The organism is Pseudooceanicola endophyticus, from assembly GCF_018760365.1.
GTDB lineage: Bacteria > Pseudomonadota > Alphaproteobacteria > Rhodobacterales > Rhodobacteraceae > Pseudooceanicola > Pseudooceanicola endophyticus.
In genome coordinates this window covers 408,969-429,196 of sequence record NZ_JAHIAB010000003.1, presented here as the reverse complement: position 1 = coordinate 429,196, position 20,228 = coordinate 408,969, and the positions used below count along the sequence as shown (strand labels likewise).

The window sequence follows — 20,228 nt, the reverse complement described above, 5'->3', positions numbered from 1 at the left end:
CCCATGTGGATCACTCCGGAATCCCCCGCTGCAAGCTGCGTCGCGGGGAGGGTCACATGGGTCAATTCTCAATGGAAATTACGCGCGCTCCCGGGTCAGTTCTGGGTGGAAATCAACACCTGCGGTTGATGAGTGTTTTGCCGTTGAGGTCCATCTCTGGGTCTCCATTTCTCTTTGCGGTATGGAGCCGGATGTTGCCGAAAGACGAAGGTTGTCTCCCCCCTGTATGTGTCCATAATGGTTGCCATGGGAAATTTTCCGGTCATTTCGATTTGGGACGGATGCGACCCGAAGCTCGCGTCGGCGGTTGCTGAATTGCAGCGCGGCTGGGGGCCGTTTTCTGCGGCCAAGGGGACTGCGAACATCTGGCATCTGGACCGGCTGCTTGAAGACTTGATCGATCCCGCCGTGGCGGCTCTGGTTGCCAGCTCTCCTATCATCAGCCGACGCTTCATCTTGGGGGCTTGGGACGGCAAGGCGTTCAGCGAGGCGCTTGCCGAATTGGGCAGCTACCGTGCCGCCGCAAAGGCGCAGCATCTTCTGCTCAAGTCTCTCGTGACACGCTCTGGCGAAGGGACTGAGCCGGATCGTGAGTTGATCGCAACGCTGGAAACGCTTGTCGATCTGCTCCGTGCTTGCGCGTGGAAGCCGCCCGAACGTCCGGTGGTACAAGGAGAGGGGCTTGCAGCCCGACGGCTCAACCGCAGGCGCTACACGGGATACTGTCGCTTTTGCGGAGCGCTCGCAGAGTTCAGCGAAATCAGCGAAGGCGTCATGCCCGCCGCACTAAGCGACCCTGAAGAAAAGCTGAAGTTCAGTACCTATTACTGCTCCGCGCATCGTCCGCAGCTGCGAGACGAGCTGAAGGCCGCGTGGCGCGTAAACCCTGCCTATCGACGTGCGATGCGCTCGCTGGAGTGGTTCGACCAGGAACTGAAGCGGTTAAGCCGACAGGCTGGCGTCAGGCGCATGGTTTTGGCCCAGACGGGAGATCCGCTCACCGATTGTTACTACCACCGCTATGTCGAAGAAAATGACCTCAGAGCTGGCGATGAGGCCGAGCTCCGCCAGCATGCCCGTCGGCTTGTCGACGCGAGGATGACAGATCGGAAGAAGCAGATCCTGATCCTGGAGCGCGCGCATTTCAGCCATGCTGAAATCGCCGAAAGGCTTGGCGTCGAGCGCCAGGCAGTATCCAAGGCGCTGAAGACCATCCCGAAGGGGTTCAGGCACTTGCTTTTGCGTGGCTGAACGGCGGGCAGCTATTTCTATTGCAGTGTTCAGGGGGAGGTGCGACGCGTATCTGCGTATCTGCGTATCTGCGTATCTGCGTATCTGCGTATCTGCGTATCTGCGTATCTGCGTAGTCGCGTCGTTCTGCGGTTCCGTAACCGCATAATCACGCAACTAAGCAGTTACGCATTTCCGCGCCCGGTCCACTCGTCGATCATGTCGGCCCAGTCCTGCATCATCTCGGCGCGCTGCTCGCGGTATTCGGCCTTGTTGTAGACCGCGCGCACGCCGCGTTGCTCGTGGGCGAGGCATTTTTCGATCCAGTCGGTGTTGTAGCCCGCCTCGTGCAGCAGGGTGCTGGCCGTCCGGCGCAAGTCGTGGGGGCCGAATTTCGCGAGGGGCTTTCCGTCCTTCTGGGCGGCCTTGTAGGTCAGGGTCAGCACCTGATTGAGGGTGGCGCTGCTCATCGGGGCGTCGGTGTCATAGCGCGAGGGCAGGACGTAATCCGAGCCGCCCGCGAAGGTCTTCAGCGCCACGAAGATGTCGAGGGCCTGCCGGGACAGGAACACCAAATGGGGATTGCGGCGCTTCATCCGCTCCTTGGGGATCGTCCAGAGGGCGTCGGTGAAGCTGATCTCGTCCCAGGTGGCGTTGGTGAGCTCGCTCTTGCGGACCATCGTCAGCAGGAGGAGCTTGGTTGCCGCGCGGAAGGACGGGCCGGTCGGGACGCGTTCGAGGTAGCGATACATCAGCCCGATCTCCTCGGGCGTCAGGGCGCGGTCTCGGGGCTCGAATTTGGCGATGGAGGTGGGGCGCACCTGATCGGCGGGGTTCTCGACCTTCTGGCCGCGCTCGATGGCCCAACGGAAGACCTGAGAGACGACCTCACGCGCATGGACCGCCGTTGCCGGTGCCCCGCGCTCCACGATGGCGTCGAGATGGCCGCGGAGATCCTCATGGGTGATCTCGGCCAGCTTCCAGCCACCGAACTTCGCCTTCAGGTCACGGTCATAGACCGAGCGGCGCATATCGCGGGTGCTGTCGGCCATCTGGTAGCCGCGCAGCCAGTTCTCCGCCCATTCGGCAAAGGTTTCGGAGCCGCGAAGCTGGGCCTTCGCGCGGGCCTTCTCCTTCGCGGGCGAGGTGCCAGCGGCGATCAGCTTCTTGGCCTCGTTCAGCCGCTCCCGCGCTTCTGACAGGGTGATGCCGCCTGCGCCATAGCGTCCGAAGGTGACGGTCTCCTGCCTCCCGTGGATGGCGTAGTTGTAGCGGAAGGAGATCGCGCCTGCGGGCGTCACAGCGACATAGAGCCCATCGCGGTCATTGACCTTGTAGAGCTTGTCCTGAGCTTTCAGTTTGCGCAGCGCAGGTCGCGGTCAGCATGGCGAGGCATCTCCCAGCCTCAAAATACCATGAACCGAAACGGGTGATTTTCAGAGGCTATTCTTTTTATATCAATACCTTGTGGGATTTTGATACCATGGCGCTTGTGATCTGGCCTTCATGGTATTGGTCTGACCCCATGGCATCAGGCCAAAGAATACCATCTTTTATGCCATGAAAAATTTCTGCTTGGGCGTGCCGGGCCGTGCCAGTCAGTGCAGCACCAGAAAACAAAAAAGCCCGCAATGACGCGGGCTTAGATGTGATTTTCTGCCGGTGACTACCTGTCGGTGCCAGACCGGGGTTCATTCCCACTCGATCGTGCCCGGCGGCTTCGACGTGATGTCGTAGGTCACCCGGTTGATGCCCTTGACCTCGTTGATGATCCGCGTCGCGGTCTCGCCCAGGAAGTCGTGGGAGAAGGGATAGTAATCCGCCGTCATGCCGTCGACCGAGGTCACGGCGCGCAGGGCGCAGGCGTAGTCGTAGGTGCGGCCATCGCCCATCACGCCCACGGTCTTGACCGGCAGGATCGCCACGAAGGCCTGCCAGATCTCGTCATAGAGGCCGTGCTTGCGGATCTGGTCGATATAGACCGCATCCGCCTTGCGCAGGATCTCCAGCTTCTCGCGGGTGATCTCTCCGGGGCAGCGGATCGCGAGGCCCGGACCGGGGAAGGGGTGACGGCCGATGAAGCTGTCGGGCAGACCCAGTTCGCGACCAAGCGCGCGGACCTCGTCCTTGAACAGCTCGCGCAGCGGTTCGACCAGCTTCAGGCCCATCTTCTCGGGCAGGCCACCGACGTTGTGGTGCGACTTGATGGTGACCGAGGGACCACCCGAGAAGGAGACCGACTCGATCACGTCCGGGTAAAGCGTTCCCTGGGCCAGGAACGAGGCACCCTCGATCTGGTCGGCGTATTTCTGGAACACGTCGATGAACAGCTTGCCAATGATCTTGCGCTTGGTTTCCGGATCGGAAACGCCTTCCAGCTCGCCCAGGAACAGGTCCTGTTCCTTCGCATGGATGACGTTCAGGTTCATGTGGTCGCGGAACATGCCGACGACTTCGTCGGCCTCGTTCAGGCGCAGCAGGCCGTGATCGACGAAGACGCAGGTCAGGTTGTCGCCGATGGCCTCGTTCAGCAGGGCCGCCGCGACCGAGCTGTCGACGCCGCCCGAAAGCGCGCAGATGACTTTCGCATCCCCCACCTGGTCCTTGATCTTCTGAACCATTTCCTCGCGGTAGGCGGACATGGTCCAGTCGCCTTTGAAACCTGCGAGCTTGACGAAGTTCTCGTAGAGCGTCGCGCCGTTCGGGGTGTGGTGCACCTCGGGGTGGAACTGCACGGCGAAGAAGTTGCGCACGACGTCGGCAGTGATCGCGAAGGGCGCGCCGGGCGAGGTGCCGTACACTTCGAAGCCGGGAGCGATCTTCGACACATGGTCGCCGTGGGACATCCAGACCTGTTCGCGGCCTTCCAGGAACCAGCCGCCCAGCAGCGGCAGCTTGGCATCAGCCGGGGCCACATAGGCGCGACCGAATTCGGCGGTGTGGCTTTCGCCGGCTTCCACCATGCCGCCCAGGTCATGCATCATGACCTGCTGGCCGTAGCAGATCCCCAGGATCGGCACGCCCATGGCGTAGACTTCTTTCGGCGGGCGGGGCGAGCCCTCGCGCACGACCGAATCCGGCCCGCCGGAGAAGATGACCGCCTTGGGGGCGAACTCTTCCAGGAAGGCGGCAGTCACGTTCTGGTAGGGGTGGATTTCGCAGTAGACATTCAGCTCGCGCAGGCGGCGCGCGATCAGCTGCGTCACCTGGGAACCAAAGTCGATGATCAGGAGGCGGTCGTGGGATGTCTCTAGCATGGCGACGCCATAGAACCAGTTGCGGGCACGCGCAAGCCTTCACGTGCAGGACGGATGCAGATCGGCCCTGCAACATCGGCAGGGCTGATCGGAGGTGTGCGGAAAATCGGCCCGCTTTCCGGCGGTTTAGGACGGGTCGATCGCGTGGTCCGGATGCACCTTGTCGCGCAGCACAAGGGCCATCAGCGCGGCCAGCAGCGTGCAGCCCGGAATGGTCATCATCGCCGGCCCGTAAACCCCGCCCGAGGCATCCAGCAGCAGGCCCACCAGCGGCTGGAAGATCAGCGCGCCGCCGATGCCGATCATGTTGACGAAGGCGATCACGGTGCCCGAGACCTCGGCCCGGTGGCCTTCCTTGGCCATGGCGAAGGTCAGCATCTGGGCACCGTTGAACAGCCCCGCGAGGAACAGCAGCCCCGACAGCGTGACCAGACCCAGGCCCGGCAGGAACAGCGCGGCGGCGTAGCACAGGGTGGTCAGCAGCGCGCCGAGGACCAGAAGCGCCTTGCGGTGGCCCAGCCGGTCCGACAGGGCGCCGGCACCGATGCTGCCCGCAGCCATGCCCCAGAAGATCATCGACACCGCCAGTTCCGCCGCGCTGTCCCCAAGGCCCCGGTCCTGCAGGATCTGCGCCTTGCCCCAGAGCCCGCCGTAGACATTGACCGGCATGTAATAGAGCGCGCCCAGCACCGCGATCAGCCAGACCCGGCCATCCCGCAGAAGCGGCTTCAGCGGGGCGAGGGGATGGGGATCGGGATGCACCTCGGGCGCATCGTCGCCGTCATGCAGCGCCAGCAGCGCAAAGAGGAAAAGCGCCGCGCCCGCCAGCGCGATGCCCAGGAAGACCGGCTGCCAGCCAAGCGCCTGCACCGTCTCCGACAGCCAGACCGCGCCGATGGCCGTGCCCAGCATTCCAAGCGCGTTCACCACGCCCGAGAGCAGCGCAAACAGCCGGGGCGGGAAGCGGTGATTGACCACGTAGAGCGCGCCGACAAAACCGAAACTGGCGCCAAGCCCGGTCATCATCCGCCCGATCCCGGCCAGAACCACCGTGGGGGCCAGCGAAAACAGCGCCATGCCGCAGGCGCAGACGGCGATGGCCGGAACCAGCAGGCGGCGCGCACCGAGCCGGTCCAGCGCCAGTCCGACGATGATCTGCATGGGCGCGTAGACCCAGAAGAACAGGCTCGAAAGGGTCGAGAACCCGGTGCTGCCAAGGCCGAATTTCCGCGCAATTGCCTCGGGTGCCAGGCTGGGGGCGACGCGGGCGACGAATTCGTAGAGGAAGAACAGCGCGGCGGCGGTGAAGGCGGCCCAGGCCCAGCGGCCGGCTCGGGTGCGGTTGGTCATCATCGGGCAGGGTCTTTCGATTCGCGGGTCCGGGGACGGTACGCGGAACCTCGCCCGACGCAACCGGACCGCAGGTCGCCCGCGACCATCGGGGTGTCGTTTTTGCATCGCCGATGCCGCATGCGACGCGGGGGCAGGTGCCCGCCCGGTATAAACTGTGGCACAGGGAGTCCCGACCAGCAGAAGAGGAGCAGGCCGATGAACGATGCACCCGCGCCCAGAAGAACCCGAGGCGGCGGCGGCGCTGCCCGGCGTGCCGCCCGCAGCGCGGTCAGCTTCGACACCGCCCGCTTCATCGAACGCAAGATCCCGAATTACGAGATGCTGCCCGAAGAAGCGCTTGAGATCGTCGAGGCCAATGCCGAAACGGTTCTGGAAGAGATCGGCGTCAATTTCGTCAACAATCCGAAGGCTCTGGCGCTTTGGAAAGAGGCCGGCGCCGATGTTCAGGGCGAGCGGGTGCACATCCCCCGCGGCCTGGCGCGCCAGCTCTGCGCCACCGCCCCCGCGCGCTTCACCCAGCTGGCCCGCAACCCTGAGCGCAATGTCGAGATCGGCGGCAAGTCCCTGGTCCTGGCACCGGTCTACGGCCCGCCCTTCGTGCGCGATCTCGACGGCGGGCGCCGCTATGCCACGATGGAGGATTTCCGCACCTTCGTGAAACTGGGCTACATGTCGAAATGGCTGCACCATTCCGGCGGCACGGTCTGCGAGCCGACCGACGTACCGGTGAACAAGCGCCACCTCGACATGATCCATGCCCACATGACGCTTTCGGACAAGCCCTTCATGGGCTCGGTCACCGAACCTTCACGGGCCCAGGACAGTGTCGACATGTGCAAGATCCTGTTCGGGGATGAAATCGCGACCTCGCAGCCGGTGATGACCTCGCTCATCAACATCAACTCGCCGCTGACCTTCGACGACACGATGATGGGGGCGCTTGAAGTCTATGCCGCCAACATGCAGGCGACGATCATCTCGCCCTTCATCGTCGGGGGGGCCATGGCGCCGGTCTCGGTGGTGGGGACGCTGACTCAGGTGCTGGCCGAGGTGCTGGCGGGCGTCGCCTATTCGCAGCTGATCCGGCCCGGCGCGCCGGTGATCTTCGGCGCCTTCGTGACCTCGATCGACATGAATTCCGGGGCGCCCACCTTCGGCACGCCCGAGGCCAGCCAGATCCTGTACGGGGCCGGCCAGCTGGCGCGGCGGATGAACCTGCCGTTCCGCTCCGGAGGGGCGCTCTGCGGCTCCAAGCTGCCCGATGCACAGGCGGCCTACGAGACATCGAACACGCTGAATGCGGCGCTGATGGGGGGCGTGAACTTCATGCTCCATGCCTGCGGCTGGCTGGAAGGGGGGCTGGTGTCCTCCTTCGAGAAGTTCGTCATGGATGCCGATCAGCTGGGCGTGCTGCACCGCATTGCGCAGGGGGTCAGCTGGGACGAGGAAGGCCAGGCGATGGATGCGATCCGAGAGGTCGGGCCGGGCGGCCACTACCTGGGTTGCGCCCATACCCAGCGGCATTTCCAGACCGCCTTCTGGCGCTCAGAGGTGCTCGACAACAAGCCCTTCGAGACCTGGATGGACGAGGGCGCCCGCGACACCCAGGCCCTGGCCGCCGCGAAGGTGCGCAAGATGCTGGAGACGTACCAGCAGCCGCAGATGGATCCCGCCGTCTCGGAGGCGCTGGCGGCCTTCGTGGCGCGCCGCAAGTCCGAGATGCCCGACGCCTTCTCCTGATCAGGCGGCGGCGTCCTGGCGGGCCTCGGCGATCAGAGAGGCCAGGATTTCGACGTGGCGCGCGGGGGAATATTCCGCGCGCCTTTGCTTGCGGGCATGATTGAGGTCGCTTTCCAGCGCCATCAGCTGCATCAGCAGCACGCCGCGCCGCGGCAGCGCCTCGCTGCCCAGGAGCCGCGCCAGGTCGCGCTCGCGGCGGTAGTCCGCTGCGGCATGGGTGGCGGCGCGCACCAGAAGGCCGGGGCGGCGCAGGGTGGCAAGCATGGTGGTCAGATCCTGCATGGTCATCTCCTGTGGTCTGGGCCGGACGGGTCCGGATCTGACAGGATGCAACCACGCTGAGTGTTGCGTGCTTTGATACGATGCGCGCGGTGGGGTTAGATAAGTTTATCAAATCGAAACAATTATTGGTTGCGGGGTTAATAATTAACCTCTTGGAAACTATACCGCCCTGTTATGTGGACAAGCTTGGGGACAACCCCAAATATCGAGCAATGCCAACAGGCTGTCGTTATGTCTGCATCCGATCTCCCGGCCGCTTCCGAGGCCCCAGACTGGCTTCCGGAAGTGGTACATTACTACATCGCCCACGTGCGGGACGGGGTTTCCATTCGCCAGCTGGCGCGAGAGGCGGGCTGCCACGCTTCGACCGTCTTGCGACAGATCCGGCGCTTCGAAACCCTGCGCGACGACCCCCTGGTGGGGCGCGCGCTTGATCGCCTTGGCCGGGACGGGGATGTCCGGTCCGGGGGATCGCCTGACATGGAGCGATGCAAGATGAAGGCGACTTTCAACCAGGATTTTCGGACGTCAGTGCCGGTTTCTGAAGCCGCGCTGCTGCGCCAGGCGCTGCCGGTGCTGCGCCAGATGCTGCGGCCCGCGACGGTGCTGGCCGTCGCTGCCGAAATGGAAAAGGCCGTCCTGGTGCGCGATACCGGAACCGGCGCGGCGGACCGACTGGACGTGATCGACCGCGGCCTGGCCGAAGCCCTGGCGCTGAAGGAATGGATTGCCTGCGCCAGCCCGGGCCGGGTGTCGCGCTACCACATCACTTCGGCCGGGCGGACGGCCCTCAACCAATTGGTCGCGCAGCAGGAAAACGCCGCCCGGGGCTTTGCGGAGGGGATGGCAAGCTTCGACATGCGCGGCGCCCAGCCGGTGGCCGAGGACGACGCGGAGGAGGAGGGCGCCCGGGGGCGCAGCTACCAGTCCGACACGCCGATCGCGGCGCTGGCGCGGCGCCGGGACCGCGATGGAACCCCCTTCCTGCGCGCCGAGCATCTGCGCGCAGGAGAGCGCCTGCGCGAGGATTTCGAACTGGCCCAGATGGGCCCGCGCGTGACCCAGGACTGGGGCCGCTTCATGACCGCCGGCATCACGGGCGCAGAGGGCTCGGGCCTGGGGCCGCGCGGCCCGGAAGGCGCCCGCAAACGCGTGGCGGAGGCGCTGCGGGAACTGGGGCCGGGCCTTGGTGACGTGGCCCTGCGCTGCTGCTGCCACCTGGAGGGTCTGGAGACCGCCGAGCGCAAGATGGGCTGGTCGGCGCGCTCGGGCAAGATCGTGCTGCGGATCGCCCTCGAACGTCTGCACCGGCATTACGCGGCCCAGCCCAGTGACAGCGGGCTGATTGGTTAAGATACACGGCAGTTCCGGAAACAATCTCGGAAACAATCGGCGGCGGACCTCACCCGGGTCCTGCCGCCATTTTCACGGCGCAAGCCGCTTGCCCGGTGCGTCGCTGCGGCCTCTCCATCGCTTTCATTGCCCAATTCGCGGAAAGGCGATAACCGGATCCTATGGCCATCACCTTCCGACAGCTCAGCTACTTCCAGTCCCTCGCGCGGCACCGCAACTTCGGGCGCGCCGCCGAGGCCGTCCACGTCAGCCAGCCCGCGCTTTCCGTCCAGATCCGCGAGCTCGAGGCCTCTCTCGGCGCGCCGCTGGTCGAACGCCGCACCCGCGATGTCGTGCTGACCCCCTTCGGGAGACGGATCCTGGATCAGGCAGAGCGCGTCCTGGGTGAGCTGCGCAGCCTTGAGGACATGGCACGCTGGAACAAGGGTCTGGCCGGGGACCTGCGCCTCGGCATCATTCCCACGGTGGCGCCCTACCTGCTGCCCGGCGCGCTTGCCGCGATCCGGTCCCGCGACATCGGCCTTTCGGTGCAGGTCCAGGAGGGCAAGACCGCCCGGTTGCTGGCGGAACTGCGCGCCGGCCAGCTTGACGCCGTGGTCCTGGCCCTGCCGCTGGAGGATTCCGACGGGCTGCGCCTGCAACCGCTGTTCGAGGATCGCTTCCTGCTGGCCGGATCGCCCGCGCGGCTGGCCACGCTGGACACCGAAGCGCTGCGGCCCGACCAGATCGGCCCGGCGCAGCTCATGCTGCTGGAGGACGGCCACTGCCTGACCGATCAGGCGCTTGAGGTCTGCGGTCGGGGCAGGGGCCATGCGCAGATCAACATGGGCGCCTCCTCGCTTGCGACGCTGACGCGGCTGGTGGCGGCGGGCTTCGGGCTGACCTTGTTGCCGGAACTGGCATTGTCCTCTGAGGCCCGCGACCTGGAGCTGCGCCGCTTCGCAGAACCCGAACCCGCCCGTACCATCGCCCTTGCCAGCCGCGCCACCGGCCCCGAGGACGGCTGGGTGCGCAGCCTGACCCGCATCCTGTCGGAGGTCGGCGAGGTGCTGGTCACGGCCACGCGGTAACGCAAAAGCCCGGGGACGCAGGTCCCCGGGCTTTCGTGATGGTCCTGGAAAGGCAGGCGCTTACGCGGCCGAAACCTTCTTTTCCTCCAGGTATTTCAGCAGGTTCTCGGGGGAGGATTCACCATAGGGATCCTCGCCGTGGTTGTCCGAGATGCCGGGCTCTTCGAACCAGGCTTCGACGACGCCATCGTTGATGATGGCCGCATAGCGCCAGGAGCGCATGCCGAAGCCCAGGTTGTCCTTGGCCACCAGCATGCCGACGCGGCGGGTGAATTCACCCGAACCATCGGGGATCACGTCGACATTCTCGATGCCCTGGGCCTTTTTCCACTGGTTCATCACGAAGCTGTCGTTGACGGACATGCAGTAGATCTTCTCGACGCCCAGTTCCTGGAACTTGGCGAAGTTGTTTTCGAAGCCCGGCAGCTGGTAGGTCGAGCAGGTGGGCGTGAAGGCCCCGGGAAGCGAGAACAGCACGACGCGCTTGCCCGCGAAGTAGTCAGAAGTGGTCATGTCCTGCCAGCGGAACGGGTTCGGGCCGCCCACGCTTTCGTCGCGCACGCGGGTGCGGAAGGTCACTTCGGGAAGTTTGGAACCGGGTTGCATGAAGATGTCCTCGATCATTGAAAGTCACAGAATAAGACTCGGAAATTTTCTAGAATTATTCAAAACTGATCGCAAGGCGCTTTCCGCAGCGCAGCGGCGCCTTTGCCGACCCTGCCTGAAATCAGGGCGTTGCGACGCCGGGGGCCGGGCCGTTTCTGCACCTGCATAACGGATATGCGCCTGACGCAACCCGGTCATGTCCCGCTGGTCCTTCCCCTTTTGCGCGACTATGGTAGGGCCAATCCGAAAGGAAAGGCCAGATCATGCGCGACCTGAAGATCCCCGAGCAGCGCCACCCCGAAAAGGCGCATCGCCCGGACAACGCCCAGCCGAAAAAGCCAGACTGGATCCGCGTCAAGGCACCCACCTCCAAGGCCTATGCCGAGACCCGCAAGATCATGCGGGACAACAAGCTCGTCACGGTCTGCGAAGAGGCCGGCTGCCCCAATGTCGGCGAATGCTGGAGCCAGGGTCACGCCACCATGATGATCATGGGCGACATCTGCACCCGCGGCTGCACCTTCTGCAACATCGCCACCGGCCGCCCCGATGCGCTGGATGCCTTCGAGCCGGGCCGCGTCGCCCATGCGGTGGAAAAGCTCGGGCTGAACCACGTGGTGATCACCTCGGTCGACCGCGACGACCTGGATGACGGCGGGGCGGAACATTTCGCCCAGACCATCCGCGCCGTGCGCCATCGCTCGCCCACGACGACGATCGAGATCCTGACCCCGGACTTCCTGAAATGCGCCCCCTCGGCGCTGGAAACCGTGGTCGAGGCACGCCCCGACGTGTTCAACCACAATCTGGAAACCGTGCCGGGCCTCTACACCTCGGTGCGCCCGGGCGCGCGCTACTTCCACTCCCTGCGCCTGCTGCAGCGCGTCAAGGAGATGGAGCCGACCATCTTCACCAAGTCCGGCATCATGGTGGGCCTGGGCGAGGAACGCCCGCAGGTCCTGCAGGTGATGGACGACATGCGCGCCGCCGACATCGACTTCCTGACCATCGGCCAGTATCTGCAACCCACGCCCAAGCACCACGCGGTGGAGAAATTCGTCACCCCCGAGGAATTCGCCGGCTACGAAAAGGCGGCCTGGGGCAAGGGCTTCCTGATGGTTTCGGCAACGCCGCTCACGCGCTCCAGCTACCATGCCGGCGATGATTTCGCCCGCCTGCGCGACGCCCGCCTGAAAAAGCTCGGCCAGGCCTGAACCACCCCTCCCGGAATCGAAAAGGCCGCCCCTCCACCCGGGCGGCCTTATGCGTTCCCCCGCCTCATTTTCTTGTTCCAAATACCTCGGGGGAGTCCGCCACAGGCGGACGGGGGCAGCGCCCCCGGCGCGTTTTCAGTCCGCGACCGCCGGCAGGGCCTTCACATAGGCCGCGATCGCCATCCGGTCCGCCTCGCTCAGATGCGAGAGGTTCTGCACGACCTCCGCCATTTCGCCCCCCGCCACGTCGAACTCCGGTGTGAAGCCCGAGCCGAGGTATTCCGCGATCTCCTCCTGGGTCCAGCTCAGCGCCGCCGGGGTCAGGTTCGGCACCCGGCCCTTGCCATCGGCGGTTGCCGCCCCGGCCATCCAGGCATCGCGCTCCAGCCCGCCCAGGGCGTCGCGCGGCGTGTGGCATTCGGCGCAATGGCCCAGGGCCTCGACAAGGTAGCGACCGCGTTCCAGCTCCGGGGTCGGCGCATCCTCGACCCAACTGGCGTTCAGGTAGAGGATCTTCCAGGCGCCGATGCCGCGCCGCAGGCTGAAGGGAAAACCGACCTGCTGCGGCTGGCTGGGGGTGGTATCGGCGGGCAGGGTCCTCAGGAAGGCGAAAAGGTCCGCGATATCCTGCAGGCTCGCGCGGGTATAGGTGGTGTAGGGGAAGGCGGGATAAAGATGGGTATCCTGCGGCGTCACGCCCCGCTTCATCGCATTGGCCAGGTCCTGCAGGCTCCAGGCGCCGATGCCGGCTGCCGGGTCGGGGGAAATGTTGGGCGCGTAGAAGGTGCCGAAGGCGGTTTCGAAGGACCGCCCGCCGGACAGCACCAGCATCGCCGCGCCCGGCTCGGCCCCCGGGGCGGCATGGCAGGCGGCGCAGCCCCCGGCATAGAAGACCTCCTCGCCATGGACCGGATCGCCGGACAGTCCCGCCGTCGCATCGCTTTCCAGCTTGCGCGGCCCGGTCAGGACCCAGGCGCCGGCGGCACCGATCACCGCCAGAAGCACGACAAGAAGCAGCAGGTTGCGCACCGCAAGGTCCCTCATCCGGGCCCCCGCGGCCCGCTCACGAAAGGTTTAACGGCTGTCGATCACATCGCAATCCCGTATCCGTGACGAAATCGTGATCTGCGCAATATTCCGGCAGCTCCTCACCGGTTTCGGCGGGGCGGTGGGCGCGGGCACCCCGCCGGGGACGCCCGGCTCCGGCTGATCAGTCGGTAAAGCGCACCTTGCCGATATAGGGCAGGTTGCGGTTGCTCTGGGCATAGTCGATGCCGTAGCCGACGACGAATTCGTCGGGGATTTCGAAGCCGATCCAGTCGGCGCGGAAATCCACCTCGCGGCGCGAGGGCTTGTCGAGCAGCGCGATGGTCTTCAGCTGCTTGGGTTCGCGCGATTTCAGCAGCGCCACCACGTGGCTCAGCGTGTAGCCGGTGTCGACGATGTCCTCGACCACCAGCACGTTGCGCCCGCCGATCTCGCCGCGCAGGTCCTTCAGGATGCGCACCTCACGAGAGCTTTCCATGGCATTGCCGTAGGAAGAGGCCTCAAGGAAATCGACCTCGACCTCGCGGTCCTGAAGCTCGCGCACCAGGTCGGCGATGAAGATGAAGGAGCCGCGCAGCAGGCCCACGACCACCAGCCGCTCGCCGGCGGGGAAGGTCTTGCGGATCTCCTTCGACAGCGCCTCGATCCGGGCGGCAATTTCCTTGGCTGAGATCATCTGGTCGATGACATACGGACGCGACATCGCGGCTTCCCCCTTGAATATCCGGGCGCAGTGTAAGACATGAGGCCCCCAAGCACGCCTGTGTGCGCGTTCCAGGACCGACTTCAGGGGGCGATATGCCAACCCACTCAGAAACCCGCAAGCTTCCCTATACGGCACAGCAGATGTATGCCCTCGTCGCCGACGTGGGATCCTACCCGAAATTCCTGCCTTGGTGCGCCGCAGCGCGCATCCGCAAGGTGACCCAGATGGGCGACCACGACGTGATGGACGCGGATCTGGTGATCTCTTTCAAGGTGTTCCGGGAAAAGTTCGGCTCCCGCGTGGTGCTCTGGCCGCAGGAGTGGAAGATCGACACGGAATATCTCGACGGGCCGTTCCGCTACATGAAGTCGAACTGGGCCTTCCGCGAGGCCGAGGGCGGCTGCGAGGTCGATTTCTTCGTCGATTTCGAATTCAAGAACGCGGTGCTTCAGGGCATCATCGGCATGGTCTTCAACGAAGCCATGCAGCGCATCGTGCGCGCCTTCGAGCGCCGCGCGGCCGAGCTGTACGGCCGCGCCTAAGCGATCAGAGCGTTTCCACCGTGGTCAGGATCAGCGTCAGCGCATGTTCGACGCTGGCCTGCCTGACCTCGGCGCGGCCCCGGGGGCCGAATTCGACGGTTTCCGTGCGCACGCCCGCAGGGCTGGCGATGCCGAAACAGACCCGGCCTTCGGGCTTGTGTTCGGAGCCGCCCGGACCCGCGATCCCGGTGGTCGAAACCGCGACCTCGGCGCCAAGGGCCTGCGCGGCACCCAGGGCCATCTGGGCCGCGACCTCTTCCGAAACCGCGCCATGGGCGGCAAGCGTCGCCTCCTGTACCCCGAGAAGCCGCATCTTGGCGTCGTTGGAGTAGGAGACGACACCGCCCAGCACCACGTCGGAACTGCCCGCCACATCCGTCAGCGCCCCGGCGACTAGCCCTCCGGTGCAGCTTTCGGCGGTGGCCACATGCAGTTTCGCGGCCCGGCAGGCGGCGAGGGTGGCGGCGGCAAGGCTATCGTCGGCGCGTGGCATCAGAGGTCTCCTATCGCATCACGACAAGGTGGAAGAAGGCGGCCATGGCGACCACCACCACGGCGGCGAAGATCCCCGCCCAGACATCATCCAGCATCACGCCGACGGCATCGTCGCGGCGATCAGCCCGGCCCACCAGCCAGGGTTTCCAGATGTCGAAGAGGCGGAACGCCAGCAGCGCCGTCACCCAGCCCGGCCACAGGTCGATCAGCGGAAAGCCCACGTGCCAGGCGCCGAAGACCACCGGAAAGAAGGCGATCCACTGGCCGACGACCTCGTCCACGACGACCTCTGAGGGGTCGTGGTTGGCCTTGCCGGCGGTTTCGGCCCGGGTGGCCCAGAGGCCGGCGAAGAACAGCGCCACGGCGGCAATGGCCAGCAGCAGCGGGCCGCCGATCAGCGACAGGACCCAGGCGACGGGCAGGGCGGCGATCGACCCCCAGGTGCCCGGCGCGGGCTTCAGGTGGCCGACACCGGCGAAGGTGGCAACGAGATGCGACAGTTTCATGCGATCAATACCGCGGTGGCAATCGCCGCGATCCCCTCTTCACGTCCGGTGAAACCCAGCCGCTCGGACGTGGTGGCCTTCACCGAGACCCGTGCGACCTCCATGCCCATGATCTCGGCCATGACCTGCTGCATCGCGGCGGCATGTGGCCCGATCTTCGGGCGCTCGCAGATCAGCGTGCAGTCGACATTGGAGATGCGAAAACCCTTTTCGGCGGCCAGCTGCACCGCGTGACGCAGGAAGATATGCGAGGCCGCACCCTTCCATTGCGGATCGGAGGGCGGGAAGTGGCGGCCGATATCGCCCTCGGCCAATGCGCCGTAGATCGCATCCGTCACCGCATGCATCCCCACATCGGCATCGGAATGCCCCTTCAGCGCCTTGTCATGCGCCACCTTGACGCCGCAGAGCCAGACGTGATCGCCCTCTTCGAAGGCGTGCACGTCAAAGCCGTTGCCCATCCGTATGTCCATCTGTCCTCTCAGGATCTTCTCTGCCCGGGTGAAATCTCCGGGGTGCGTGATCTTCAGGTTGTCTTCATGCCCGGGTGTGATCGTGACGGAAAGGCCGGCATGGCGCGCGACCTCCACGTCATCGGCGGCCCCGCCGGGATGCGCCGCATGGGCGGCCAGCAGGGGCGCCAGGCGAAAGCCCTGCGGGGTCTGTGCCCGGAACAGCCCGTCGCGCGGCTGGATGCCGGCCACGGCCCCATCGGCCCCGACCCAGAGCGCATCCGTCACCGGCAGGCCCGGGGCGGCGGCCTCGGCGGTTTGCAGCGCCCTGCGCACGCCCTCGATCACCGCGACCGGCACGCAGGGCCGGGCGACATCGTGAATCAAGACGTTTTCGACACGATCCGGGTCCAAAGCGGCCAGACCGGCCCGGACCGAGGCGTCGCGGGTCGCGCCACCGGCCACGCGGATCAGGTCTGCGGGCAGGCCGGGCGCGTCCAGCTCCTCGGGATGCAGCACGATCACCACCGGCGACAGACCCGCGGCCCGGATCGCGTCAATCGTCCAGTCCGCCACCCGCCGTCCGGCAAGTGGTTGCCACTGCTTGGGAATATCCCCTCCGGCCCTTGTGCCGCGCCCGGCGGCGACGATAATGGCTGCGTCGGTCATGCGCGCTCCCTGTCCTGGACCCTTGGAATAGGGGCAGCCCGGCCCAAGGGCAATGCGCGGGATGACTTGCGACTTGATTAAAAACTATGCATGTCGCCGTTGAAGACGCTGGTCAAACGGCCAGCTTTGTTGTTTGATGCCTACGTCTGGTCTAAACGTTAGGCTGTTGCCCAAGGTTTGAGCATGGTCGAAGCCCTTCCGTTCACGTCCTCGTTGCCCCCGGTTTGCCTTGCCCCGCTGGCGGGAATCACGGATCGCCCGTTCCGCGACCTAGTCGCGGGCTTCGGAGCCGACCTCGTGGTCAGCGAGATGGTGGCCTCCCAGGAGATGGTGCAGGCCAAGCCCGGCGTGCGCGAGCGCGCGGAGCTTGGCTTCGGGGCCGGTGCGACTTCGGTCCAGCTGGCAGGGCGCGATCCCTACTGGGCCGGAGAGGCCGCGCGCATGGTCGCAGATCAGGGCGCGCAGATCATCGATTTCAACATGGGCTGCCCCGCCAAGAAGGTGGTCGGCGGCCTGTCCGGATCGGCGCTGATGAAGGAGCCCGACCACGCCCTGCGCCTGATCGAGGCGGTGGCGAATGCGGTCGAGGTGCCGGTCACCGTGAAGATGCGGCTGGGCTGGGACGACGCCCTGCTGAACGCGCCCGAGATCGCAGCCCGGGCCGAGGCGGCGGGCGTGCGCATGGTCACCGTCCATGGCCGCACCCGCTGCCAATTCTACAAGGGGCAGGCGGACTGGGCGGCGATCGCGGCGGTGAAGCAGGCGGTCTCGATCCCGGTGATCGCCAATGGCGACATCGTGGATACGGCAAGCGCGCAGCGCGCGCTGGCGCTCTCGGGCGCGGACGGGGTGATGATCGGGCGCGGTGCGCAGGGCAGGCCCTGGCTGCTGGCGCAGGTCGCCGCCGGCCTGCGCGGCGCCCCGGTGCCCGAGGCGCCGAAGGCGCCGGATTTTGCCGACATGGTCTGCGCCCATTACGAGGCCGCGCTGACATTTTACGGGCTGGACCTGGGGCGGCGGGTGATCCGCAAGCACCTGGGCTGGTACATGGACGAGGCCGCGACCGGCGCCGATCTGCGGGGGCGCCTGCTGCGCGCCACCGACCCGGCCGAGGTCCTTTCGCTGCTGCCAGAGGCGCTCGCGGCCGGTCCCAATTGCAATAATACCAACCAACCGGAGGTGGCCGCGGCATGAATTCGCGCGTGCTCGAAGCCGACACAGATGAAATCACCGCCGTCGTGGACGAGGTGGAAAACAGCGAGGTCTGGACCTCGCTTCCCGTTCCGGCGCTGCTGCTGGACCCCAACGACCTGATCGTCTCGATCAACTCGGCGGCGGAAGGGTTCCTCAACACCTCGACCAAGTCGATCCGCGGCCAGCATGTCTGGGAACGGGTGATGGTGGACAGCCCGCTGGAGGATGCCTTCACCCGGGCGCGGGAAACCTCCTCTCCGCTGTTCGTCAACGATGTGGATGTCGGCACGGGCGAACGCTCTCCGCTGCATTGCAACCTTCAGATCGCGCCGCTGGCGATGCATCCCGGCTTCATGATCTTCCTGATTTCCCCGCGCGAGCTGGCGGGCCGGATGACCCAGGACCATTCGGTGAAATCGGCGGCGAAATCGGCCATCGGCATGGCCGAGATGCTGGCGCATGAGATCAAGAACCCGCTGGCGGGCATCACCGGCGCGGCGCAGCTGCTCTCGATGGGCCTTTCGGCCGAGGACCGGGAGCTGACCGACCTGATCGTCGCCGAGAGCCGCCGCATCGTGAAGCTGCTGGAGCAGGTCGAACAGTTCGGCAACCTGACCCTGCCGGACTTCAAGCCGGTCAACCTGCACGACGTGCTGGACCGCGCGCGCCGCTCGGCCCAGCTGGGCTTTGGCGCCAACATGAAGATCGTCGAGGATTACGACCCCTCGCTGCCGCTCAGCCTGGGCGACCCGGACCAGCTGCTTCAGGTGATCCTGAACCTGCTGAAGAACGCCGCGCAGGCAGCGGGCAAGGAAGGCGGGCGGATCCGCCTGCACACCTATTTCGAACATTCCTTCCGGCTGCGCCGCGCGGATGGCAAGGGGCGTTCCCTGCCGCTGCAGATCGAGATCGAGGATGACGGCCCGGGCCTGCCGCCCGAGATCGCCAACGACATTTTCGAACCCTTCGTCTCGGGGCGCGAGAACGGCACCGGCCTTGGCCTGGCGCTGGTCAGCAAGATTATCTCGGATCACGAGGGGTGGATCTCGGTCTCCTCCGTGCCGGGCAAGACGGTGTTCCGGATTTCGCTTCCGCGCGCACCCAAAGAACTTATCGACAAGGAGAATAACTGATGGACGGCACTGTACTGGTCGCGGACGACGACCGCACCATCCGCACGGTCCTGACCCAGGCGCTGACCCGTGCGGGCTGCAAGGTGCACGCCACGTCCTCCCTGACCACGCTGATGCGGTGGGTCGGCGAGGGCAAGGGCGACGTGGTGATCTCCGATGTCATGATGCCCGACGGCAATGGCCTTGAGATGCTGCCGAAGATCTCCCACGACCGTCCCGGCCTGCCGGTGATCGTGATCTCGGCGCAGAACACCATCATGACCGCCATCCAGGCGGCCGAGGCCCAGGCCTACGACTACCTGCCCAAGCCCTTCGATCTGCCGGACCTGATGAAGCGCACCGCCCGCGCGCTGGAACAGCGCCAGCGCGTCCCTGCCAAGGGCCCGATCGAGGAGAAGGAGCGCCCCGACGAGCTGCCGCTGGTTGGCCGCACGCCCGGGATGCAATCGCTCTACCGTCTGGTGGCGCGGGTGATGAACACCGATCTGCCGGTACTGATCGCCGGTGAAAGCGGCACCGGCAAGTCCCTGATCGCCAAGGCGATTCACGATTTCTCGGACCGGCGCAACCTGCCGTTCGTGGCCGTCTCGGCCTCGGATCTGACGGATCTGGAAGGCCCGGCCCGCGTGCTGGCGCGCGCCAAGGGCGGCACGATCCTGTTCGACGAGATCGCCGATATCGACCAGGAGGTGCAGGCCCGCATCGTGCGCATGATGGATGGGCCCGCCGACACCCTGCCGCGTTTCATGGCGACCTCGCAGACCGATCTGAACCGCGCCATGGAAGAGGGGCGCCTGCGCCAGGACCTGTTCTATCGCCTGACCGGCGCCACCATCAACGTGCCCGCGCTGCGCGAGCGTGTCGACGACATCCCGCTGCTGGTCGATCACTTCCTGCAGCGCACCGAACGGGAAGGGGCGATGCGCCGCTACCTGGCCGAGGACGCGCTGGAGATGATGCGCACCTATTCCTGGCCGGGCAACGTGCGCCAGCTCGAGAATGCGATCCGCCGTCTGGTGCTGACCGCCCGCACGGACGAGATCAGCCGCGCCGAAGTGGAAAGCGTGCTGGGCAATCAGCCCGAGACCGAACCCCTGCTGTCGGGCGGTGGCGGCGAGAGCGAAAAGCTCTCGGGCTCCGTGGCGCGCCATCTGCGCCGCTACTTCGACCTGCATGGCAACATGCTGCCGCCTCCGGGCCTTTACGCGCGTATTTTGAAGGAGGTCGAGATGCCCCTGATCGAGATCGCGCTGGAAGCGACGGGGGGCAACCAGGCGAAATGCGCCGACCTGCTGGGCATCAACCGCAATACGCTGCGCAAGAAAATCACCGATCTGGATATTCGCGTGACACGCCGTCGGAAGTTGATGTAAAATCGC

General features: G+C 65.8%; 19 protein-coding genes. 9 read left to right on the top strand and 10 right to left on the bottom strand.

The annotated features are described in order from the left end of the window. Window positions 1-237 precede the first annotated feature (237 nt). Window positions 238-1,251: a sigma-70 RNA polymerase sigma factor region 4 domain-containing protein gene (locus KM176_RS08330; RefSeq protein ID WP_160893293.1), complete on the top strand. Its 1,014-nt coding sequence runs from the start codon at window positions 238-240 to the stop codon at window positions 1,249-1,251. A 164-nt stretch (window positions 1,252-1,415) separates the two neighbouring features. On the opposite strand, the gene KM176_RS08325 is transcribed toward KM176_RS08330, so the two are convergent. The 3 genes from KM176_RS08325 to KM176_RS08315 all read right to left on the bottom strand — a co-directional run bounded on the left by KM176_RS08325 (window position 1,416) and on the right by KM176_RS08315 (window position 5,840). Then, window positions 1,416-2,588 (bottom strand): tyrosine-type recombinase/integrase, encoded by a 1,173-nt coding sequence (locus KM176_RS08325; RefSeq protein WP_446000305.1) that lies wholly within the window; start codon window positions 2,586-2,588, stop codon window positions 1,416-1,418. Window positions 2,589-2,921: 333 nt separating this feature from the next. Next, the gene (gene guaA / locus KM176_RS08320) at window positions 2,922-4,487 is read right to left on the bottom strand and encodes a glutamine-hydrolyzing GMP synthase (RefSeq protein WP_160893291.1); all 1,566 of its coding nucleotides are present in this window, start codon (window positions 4,485-4,487) and stop codon (window positions 2,922-2,924) included. A gap of 126 nt (window positions 4,488-4,613) precedes the next feature. Further along, the gene (locus tag KM176_RS08315) at window positions 4,614-5,840 is read right to left on the bottom strand and encodes an MFS transporter (protein WP_160893289.1); all 1,227 of its coding nucleotides are present in this window, start codon (window positions 5,838-5,840) and stop codon (window positions 4,614-4,616) included. Between the two features lie 195 nt (window positions 5,841-6,035). On the opposite strand from KM176_RS08315, the gene KM176_RS08310 reads away from it, so the two are divergent. Next, window positions 6,036-7,580 (top strand): trimethylamine methyltransferase family protein, encoded by a 1,545-nt coding sequence (locus tag KM176_RS08310; RefSeq protein WP_160893287.1) that lies wholly within the window; start codon window positions 6,036-6,038, stop codon window positions 7,578-7,580. Here KM176_RS08310 and KM176_RS08305 read toward each other — a convergent pair whose 3' ends face one another. Beyond that, the gene (locus KM176_RS08305) at window positions 7,581-7,862 is read right to left on the bottom strand and encodes a DUF6477 family protein (RefSeq protein ID WP_160893285.1); all 282 of its coding nucleotides are present in this window, start codon (window positions 7,860-7,862) and stop codon (window positions 7,581-7,583) included. Window positions 7,863-8,393: 531 nt separating this feature from the next. Between KM176_RS08305 and KM176_RS08300 the strand changes: the two genes are divergently transcribed. Both KM176_RS08300 and KM176_RS08295 read left to right on the top strand, forming a co-directional pair. Next, window positions 8,394-9,215, top strand: coding sequence for a DUF6456 domain-containing protein (locus KM176_RS08300; protein ID WP_311136147.1), 822 nt, complete (start codon window positions 8,394-8,396; stop codon window positions 9,213-9,215). Between the two features lie 161 nt (window positions 9,216-9,376). Then, window positions 9,377-10,285, top strand: a complete 909-nt coding sequence (locus KM176_RS08295; RefSeq protein WP_215558769.1) for a LysR substrate-binding domain-containing protein — start codon at window positions 9,377-9,379, stop codon at window positions 10,283-10,285. 60 nt (window positions 10,286-10,345) lie between these two features. Here KM176_RS08295 and KM176_RS08290 read toward each other — a convergent pair whose 3' ends face one another. Next, complete coding sequence (locus KM176_RS08290) at window positions 10,346-10,891, bottom strand: peroxiredoxin (RefSeq protein WP_160893279.1); 546 nt, start codon at window positions 10,889-10,891, stop codon at window positions 10,346-10,348. 263 nt (window positions 10,892-11,154) lie between these two features. Here KM176_RS08290 and lipA point away from each other — a divergent pair, with 263 nt between their 5' ends. Next, window positions 11,155-12,105 carry a lipoyl synthase gene (lipA, locus tag KM176_RS08285; protein WP_160893277.1) on the top strand — a complete coding sequence of 317 codons (951 nt, stop codon included), beginning with the start codon at window positions 11,155-11,157 and terminating at the stop codon, window positions 12,103-12,105. A gap of 135 nt (window positions 12,106-12,240) precedes the next feature. Here the strand turns inward: lipA and KM176_RS08280 are convergent, their stop codons facing one another. Continuing rightward, a complete protein-coding gene (locus tag KM176_RS08280; RefSeq protein WP_202397775.1) occupies window positions 12,241-13,149 on the bottom strand; it encodes a c-type cytochrome in 909 nt (302 codons plus the stop codon). 166 nt (window positions 13,150-13,315) lie between these two features. Continuing rightward, the gene (gene hpt, locus KM176_RS08275) at window positions 13,316-13,855 is read right to left on the bottom strand and encodes a hypoxanthine phosphoribosyltransferase (protein WP_160893275.1); all 540 of its coding nucleotides are present in this window, start codon (window positions 13,853-13,855) and stop codon (window positions 13,316-13,318) included. 95 nt (window positions 13,856-13,950) lie between these two features. On the opposite strand from hpt, the gene KM176_RS08270 reads away from it, so the two are divergent. Further along, window positions 13,951-14,400 carry a type II toxin-antitoxin system RatA family toxin gene (locus KM176_RS08270; RefSeq protein WP_160893273.1) on the top strand — a complete coding sequence of 150 codons (450 nt, stop codon included), beginning with the start codon at window positions 13,951-13,953 and terminating at the stop codon, window positions 14,398-14,400. Window positions 14,401-14,404: 4 nt separating this feature from the next. Here the strand turns inward: KM176_RS08270 and KM176_RS08265 are convergent, their stop codons facing one another. From KM176_RS08265 to KM176_RS08255, 3 genes are read right to left on the bottom strand one after another with little or no spacing between them, the layout of a single operon-like run. Continuing rightward, window positions 14,405-14,893 carry a CinA family protein gene (locus KM176_RS08265; RefSeq protein WP_160893271.1) on the bottom strand — a complete coding sequence of 163 codons (489 nt, stop codon included), beginning with the start codon at window positions 14,891-14,893 and terminating at the stop codon, window positions 14,405-14,407. Window positions 14,894-14,903: 10 nt separating this feature from the next. Beyond that, window positions 14,904-15,401, bottom strand: coding sequence for a phosphatidylglycerophosphatase A family protein (locus KM176_RS08260; RefSeq protein ID WP_160893269.1), 498 nt, complete (start codon window positions 15,399-15,401; stop codon window positions 14,904-14,906). After that, window positions 15,398-16,522: a bifunctional 2-C-methyl-D-erythritol 4-phosphate cytidylyltransferase/2-C-methyl-D-erythritol 2,4-cyclodiphosphate synthase gene (locus KM176_RS08255; protein WP_160893267.1), complete on the bottom strand. Its 1,125-nt coding sequence runs from the start codon at window positions 16,520-16,522 to the stop codon at window positions 15,398-15,400. The genes KM176_RS08260 and KM176_RS08255 overlap by 4 nt, the downstream gene beginning before the upstream one ends. A gap of 183 nt (window positions 16,523-16,705) precedes the next feature. On the opposite strand from KM176_RS08255, the gene dusB reads away from it, so the two are divergent. Genes dusB through KM176_RS08240 form a run of 3 tightly spaced genes read left to right on the top strand, consistent with a single transcriptional unit; the run spans window position 16,706 to window position 20,222 of the window. Next, entirely contained in the window at window positions 16,706-17,716 is a 1,011-nt protein-coding gene (gene dusB / locus KM176_RS08250) for a tRNA dihydrouridine synthase DusB (RefSeq protein WP_160893265.1), read from the top strand. Continuing rightward, entirely contained in the window at window positions 17,713-18,849 is a 1,137-nt protein-coding gene (locus KM176_RS08245; protein ID WP_160893263.1) for a two-component system sensor histidine kinase NtrB, read from the top strand. Before dusB ends, KM176_RS08245 begins: the two co-directional genes overlap by 4 nt. Further along, window positions 18,849-20,222, top strand: coding sequence for a response regulator (locus KM176_RS08240; protein WP_160893261.1), 1,374 nt, complete (start codon window positions 18,849-18,851; stop codon window positions 20,220-20,222). Before KM176_RS08245 ends, KM176_RS08240 begins: the two co-directional genes overlap by 1 nt. Window positions 20,223-20,228: the final 6 nt, after the last annotated feature.